At 60.2% G+C, this 6242-nt stretch carries 5 protein-coding genes and 1 pseudogene; all 6 read right to left on the bottom strand.

What is annotated here, in order from left to right:
• The coding region (gene dnaE / locus AC2VNK_RS01710) for a DNA polymerase III subunit alpha (protein WP_486882580.1) at positions 1 to 2200 on the bottom strand (2200 nt) is incomplete at its 3' end.
• Positions 2197 to 2790 (bottom strand): ribonuclease HII, encoded by a 594-nt coding sequence (locus AC2VNK_RS01705; protein ID WP_486882579.1) that lies wholly within the window; start codon positions 2788 to 2790, stop codon positions 2197 to 2199. The genes AC2VNK_RS01705 and dnaE, both read right to left, overlap by 4 nt.
• Positions 2791 to 2803: 13 nt before the next feature.
• The gene (gene lpxB / locus AC2VNK_RS01700; RefSeq protein WP_486882578.1) at positions 2804 to 3931 is read right to left on the bottom strand and encodes a lipid-A-disaccharide synthase; all 1128 of its coding nucleotides are present in this window, start codon (positions 3929 to 3931) and stop codon (positions 2804 to 2806) included.
• Between the two features lie 4 nt (positions 3932 to 3935).
• Positions 3936 to 5045 (bottom strand): DegT/DnrJ/EryC1/StrS family aminotransferase, encoded by a 1110-nt coding sequence (locus AC2VNK_RS01695; protein ID WP_486882577.1) that lies wholly within the window; start codon positions 5043 to 5045, stop codon positions 3936 to 3938.
• A gap of 44 nt (positions 5046 to 5089) precedes the next feature.
• Positions 5090 to 6031 carry a Gfo/Idh/MocA family protein gene (locus AC2VNK_RS01690; RefSeq protein ID WP_291522274.1) on the bottom strand — a complete coding sequence of 314 codons (942 nt, stop codon included), beginning with the start codon at positions 6029 to 6031 and terminating at the stop codon, positions 5090 to 5092.
• Positions 6028 to 6242 (bottom strand): annotated as a pseudogene (locus AC2VNK_RS01685) (acyl-ACP--UDP-N-acetylglucosamine O-acyltransferase); the annotation flags it as partial. The pseudogene AC2VNK_RS01685 and the gene AC2VNK_RS01690, both read right to left, overlap by 4 nt.

Below are 6242 nucleotides of genomic sequence, written 5' to 3'. Positions count from 1 at the left end.
CGGCCTGATCCGCGGCCAGACCATTTTTGTGGGCGCCTTCCAGGAAAATGCTGCGCTGTTTGGCCATTTCCTCCGGCTTTTTCTTGCCCATGGCCCGCCGCAGCAAATCGGCGCCGCCGAGGGAATAGCCCGCCAGCACCTGGGCAGACTGCATGACCTGTTCCTGATAGACGATCACGCCGTAGGTTTCATCGAGAATCGGCGCCAGATCCGGATGCAGAAAAGTCACTGGCGCCTTGCCATGTTTACGGGCGATAAAGTCATCGACCATACCTGACTGCAGCGGCCCAGGCCGGAACAGAGCGACGAGGGCGACGATATCTTCAAAGGTATCCGGTTGCAGACGCCGCACCAGATCGCGCATACCCGATGATTCCAGTTGGAAGACCGCCGCCGTCTCGGTGGATTTGAGCAAGGCAAAGGTCGCCGTATCGTCTAAAGGTAATTGCTGAATATTCAACGGTGCGCGGCCCGCCGCCACCGCATCGGCATTGATGAGTTTGACCGCCATATCAATGATGGTCAGGGTGCGCAACCCGAGAAAGTCGAACTTTACCAGCCCCATCTTTTCCACATCATCCTTATCGAGCTGGGTGACGTTACCCCCCCCTTCGGAGCCGTCGTTAAAGAGCGGCAGGCGGTCGGCCAGCGGTTCCGGGGAAATCACCACGCCACCGGCATGGGTCGAGGCGTGGCGTGGCAAACCCTCCAGGCGCAGGGCGATGTCCAGCAGGTCGCGGACATCATCTTCCTCAGTCTGGCGGCGGCGCAGTTCCTCGGATTCCTCCAGGGCCTTCGCCAGGGTCATACCCAGATCGCCCGGCACCAACTTAGCCAACTGGTCGACAAAGCCATAAGGCAGACCCAGCACCCGGCCGACATCACGTACCACTGCCCGCGCCTTCATCGTCCCAAAAGTGATGATCTGGCCGACCCTGTCGCGACCGTATTTGTCGGCCACATACTGAATGACGCGGTCGCGCTGATCCATGCAGAAATCCACGTCGAAGTCGGGCATGGAAACGCGCTCGGGATTGAGAAAGCGCTCGAACAACAGGCCATTGCCAATGGGATCGAGATCGGTGATCCGCAGTGCATAGGCCACCAGCGATCCGGCACCGGATCCACGCCCCGGTCCTACCGGGACACCATTATTTTTTGCCCACTGGATGAAATCCGCGACGATGAGAAAATAACCGGGGAAGCCCATCTGCTGAATGACGCCGACCTCACGCAACAGACGCTCGTGATAAGGCAACGTGGCGTCGCCACTGATACGCAGCTCCTGCAAGCGTTCCTGCAGACCTTTTTGCGCCGCGTCGTGCAAATATTCATCCACGGACTGACCGGCGGGAATGGGGTAGTCCGGGAGCGCATAATGTCCGAGCACCAGCTCCATATTACAACGCCGCGCAATTTCGACGGTATTGTCGCAAGCTTCCGGCAGGTCCGCAAAACGCTCCCACATTTCTTCGGGGTCCGGCAGGCGGTGCTCCGGCGTAAAACGCCGTGGACGGCGCGGGTCGTCCAGGGTAAAGCCCGCAGAAATACACTGCCGCGCATCGAAGGCCGCAAAGTCCGCTGCATCGAGAAAATGGGCGTTGTTGGTGGCCACCAGCGGTAATTCCAGTTTTTCCGCCAGCGCCACAGTGGCCTGAACCAGGGCTTCCTGCCCGGCCTCGCCATTGCGCTGCACTTCCAGATAAAAACGTTTCGGGAAAAGCTGTGCGTAGTGCTGTGCCCGACCTTCCGCCTGTTGCGGATTGCGCTGCAGGGCACGCCCGATCTCCCCCTGTCCTGCCGCAGACAAGGCGATGAGACCGTCGCTCGCGCCCTCCAGCCACGCCGCATCGATCTGCGGACGTCCGTGGCGACCACCCTCCAGATAAGCGCGGCTGAGCAGGCGGCTGAGGTTGCCGTAACCGGTTTTATTCATGCACAGCAGGATAAGGCCGGTCGGCTGTTCCGGCTCTGCCGCATCATGCACCCAGATCTCGCTGCCAATCACCGGTTTGACGCCCTGCCCCCGGGCAGCGTTATAGAATTTGACCAGGGCAAAAAGATTGCCATGATCGGTGATCGCCACCGCCGGCATACCTCGCTCCGCACAGCGCCTGGCCAGCGCCTTCACCGGAATAATGCCATCCTCCAGAGAATACTCGGAGTGCACGTGTAAATGGACAAACTGCGGCGCACTCATCGCTGTGCCTCCCAGGCCCGGTCGACGGGTCCGAAGCCGCGCCGATGCAGTGCGCAGGGACCCCGAAGCTGCAATGCCTGAAGATGCACCGCCGTGCCGTAACCCATATGCCGCGCCAGTCCATATTGGGGGTAATACCTGTCGAGCAACTGCATCTCCTCATCCCGTGCCACTTTGGCCAGAATACCCGCGGCGGCGATAGCATCCACCCGGCCATCGCCACCCACAAGTGTCTCCACCTGCCAGCCGGGGGGCGGCTGGTTGCCGTCGACGAGAATCCGCTGAGGTCGCCGGGGCAGGCCGGCGATAGCCCGCGCCATGGCACGCAACGATGCCTGGAGAATATTGTAGCGCTCAATCTCCCAGACCGCAGCCCGGCTCACCGACCAGGCCAGGGCCTCATTGCGGATACGCACGGCCCAATGCGCCCGTGCAGCCGCCGTCATTTTCTTGGAATCATCCAGACCATAAAGGGGTGCGCGCAGAATCACCGCCGCAGCCACCAGCGGCCCCGCCAGGGGCCCCCGCCCGGCTTCGTCCACGCCCGCACACCGGGGACCCCAGTGTTCGAGGATTGGCGCGCTTTTCACGGATTCACCGGCTTCACGCCAGCATCTCGCGGAGTACCTGCTGCAATTGCTCGGGAGGATTACCTTCCAGCAGACCGCGCAGTTTTTGCAATTTCGCCACCTGTACGGAGCCCGCCGGACCCAAAAGCGCCGCCAATGCACCGGCCACCTGGGCGGGCACGAAGGCATCCTGCAGGAATTCCGGGTATACGGCCTCTTTGAGCAGAATATTGGGCATGGCCACGAAAGGGGTCTTCACCAGTCTTCGGACGAAAGCAAAAGTGAGAGCGTTCAAAATATAGACGACCACTGCCGGGCGCTGCATGAGTGCGGTTTCCAGTGTGGCGGTACCGGAGGCGACCAGCACCACATCAGCGGCCGCTAGCACAGTTTGCGTCTGAGCGACCACCAGCCGTGCATCTTCCGGCCCGGCACCCTGTTTCCAGAGCCGCTCCCAGAGGGGGCGTAACTCCTCCCTGGCCAAGGCCACCAGAATCCGCAGATCCGGCATTTGTTCGCGCAAACGTCGCGCCGTTTCGGCATAACGCAACGCCAGCCGTTCCAGCTCACCACGTCGACTCCCGGGTAAAAGCGCAAGCACCTGGCCATCTGCCGCCATGTTCAGCCTTGCCCGCGCGTTTTCCCGATTTGGCGCTGCTGCAGTCTGCGCCAACAGAGGATGTGCCAGCACATGCACCGGCACCCCCGCCTGTGCATAAATGGGCACCTCAAAGGGAAAAAGAACCAGCATGTGGTCCACCACGCGCTTGATCTGATGAATCCGCTGCGAGCGCCAGGCCCAGATCTGTGGACCCACCACGTAGAGCACCCGAATACCCAGCTTTTTAGCCATCTTGGCGATGTGCAGATTGAAAGCCGGATGGTCAATCAGCACCACACAATCCGGTCGTTCCGTCTGCAGATGCTGCCGAATCTGCCCATAGAGCCTGCGCAGGCGGCTGTAGTGTCGCAGGACTTCGACCAACCCGATCATCGCCAGCACTTCACCATCGGCAATGTTTTCCACTCCCGTTGCCTGCAGGCGGGATCCAACCACCCCCGACCATTGCAGATCGAGTCCGGCCTGCGCTGCATTCGCCATGATTTCCAGCCCGAGATTTTCGCCGGAACGCTCTACCGCGAGGATAAAGGCCTTGCTCAAGGCCTTAGCCGTGCAGGGTGCGACGGATCACGGTAGCGATCCTGGCAATCTGCTCCTCACGCAGTTCCGGAAACATGGGCAACGAGAGTACACGCTCCGCCAGACGTTCTGCCACCGGACAATGGGCGTGGGCCTGGTGCGCAAACATCTTCTGCTGATGTCCTGGAATTGGATAATAAATGGCGCTGGCAATGCCTTCAGCATGGAGGGCGGCCTTCACCGCATCCCGCGCGTTCAACAGAATCGTAAACTGATGGAATACGTGGTGATAACCTGCTGGAGATTCCGGCAATTGCAGGTCGAGACCCGCCAGATGCTCGGCGTACCACCCTGCCGCCTGCCGCCGTCCGGTGTTATAGGCCGCCAGATGCGGGAACTCCGCCCGCAGAATCACCGCCTGCATTTCGTCGAGGCGGCTGTTATAGCCCAACACGTCATGGTGGTAGGTCTGCCAGGAACCATGGTTGCGCAGTCCGCGCAGTTTACGTTCCAGCTCCGCATCCGCCGTCACCACCATGCCACCATCTCCGGCAGCACCGAGATTTTTGCTGGGGAAGAAAGAAAAACAGCCGATATCGCCAAAACTGCCCACCCCCTGTCCGTTAATTTCGGCACCAATGGCCTGAGCACAATCCTCAACTACCCGTAAACCATGCTTCTGAGCGAGCGCCATGATGGCGGGCATATCCGCGGGCAAGCCGTAGAGATGTACGGGGATGATCGCTTTGGTCCGCGACGTAATGGCGGCCTCGATACCGGTTACGGTCATGGCGTAAAAACGATCATCCACATCTACAAAGACCGGCGTAGCACCCACATAAAGCACGGCTTCCGCAGTCGCAATGAACGTAAAGGTGGGGACGATCACCTCGTCGCCGGGCCCGATTTCCAGGGCACGCAGGGCCAGCATCAGGGCATCCGTACCGGAAGCGCAGCCCACACCATGGGCAACACCGGAGAGGCATGCCAGCTCCGTCTCCAACGCACGTCCATGATTTCCCAGGATAAAACTGGCATCGTCCAGAATTTTCCCTATCCCCGTCAGAATCTCATCCCGCAGCGGCGCAAAGTGCGCGCGCAAATCGACCATGGGAATTGTTATATTTTGAGTCATGCATCACCGTCCAAAAAAAATCAAAACCTGCACCGGCATTACGCTCAATGCTGCAGAAAAGCCTCCACGGCTATCCGCACCTGCAGCGCCGCCGCCAGCACCCGCCGACCCGCGATGCCATCACAAAACACCGGCCGGTGCGCTACGATGGCGCTCAGAAAATCCTCAATCTCCGCCGCCAAGGCATCCCGTTTGGGTAACTCCACGGCCTCATCACGCACACCGGGAATTCCCGGCACTGTTCCCGCACCGCGATGGTAGATATGCAGGGTGTTGTTGAGAAAATCCACCGAGGCATAACGATCCTGCCAAAAGATACGCATGCGCCGCGCTGGCTCCCGCACTACCCGGGAGGCCGCCAGGTTGGCCACGGTGCCATTGTTCAGCGTCATCCAGGCATTGGCCATATCCGCCTTGTCCGTTACTGCCGCGACACCCACGGCGCGCACGTCCACGGGTTCGGCGCCAGTCAGCAGTAAAGTCAGGTCCAGATCGTGAATCATCAGATCCATGATCACGTCGATATCCAGCGAGCGTGGCTTGAAAGGCGCCAAGCGCTCTGCCTCCAGGTAGCGGGGCGCTCCGTAGCCAGCCCGCCGCAAATGCTGAATAGCCGGATGTACCCTTTTGATGTGACCAACCGCCAGCACCAGATGGCGCTCCTGTGCCATGCCGATCAGCGCGTCCGCTTCTTCGGTATCCAGGGTAAACGGCTTTTCGACCAGGCAGTGTACACCGGCCTGCATGGCCGCTTCCGCTGCCGCGAAGTGGGTAGAGGTGGGAGTGGCAATGGACACAGCATCCACTTCAGCCAGTAATGCACCAACGCTGGAAAAAGCACGGCACCCCAATTCGGCGGCAACCTCCGTGGCCCGTTCCCCATTCTCGTCAAAAACACCTGCCAGTTGTGAGATTGCGGCATATTTCTGCGCATGAAAGCGGCCAAGATGGCCGACACCAATAACGCCGGTTCGTATATTGATCATGGTCGGGTAATTCCGCGATGCGTATTACGAATAAAATCCAAAAGGTAGGCCACCTCTGGAGCAGTCAGTCCGCGCTGCAGCACTTCATCCATCGCGTCTTCCAGGCGCCGCCCTGAGCGAAACAACAGGCGATAGGCGCGCTTAATCTGCAAAATGGTCTCCCGGGAAATCCCGCGCCGGGCCAGACCGCGCACGTTAATGCCATGCAAAC

The sequence above is a fragment of the Acidithiobacillus sp. TH-A35 genome (assembly GCF_057473505.1).
Note: the sequence above shows the minus strand (reverse complement) of the source record. Positions and strands in the feature narration are given on the sequence as shown.

Coding starts and splice junctions, on each gene's coding strand:
- AC2VNK_RS01695 (WP_486882577.1), bottom strand. CDS start 5,045: ATGACTCAAAATATAACAATTCCCATGGTCGATTTGCGCGCGCACTTT.
- AC2VNK_RS01690 (WP_291522274.1), bottom strand. CDS start 6,031: ATGATCAATATACGAACCGGCGTTATTGGTGTCGGCCATCTTGGCCGC.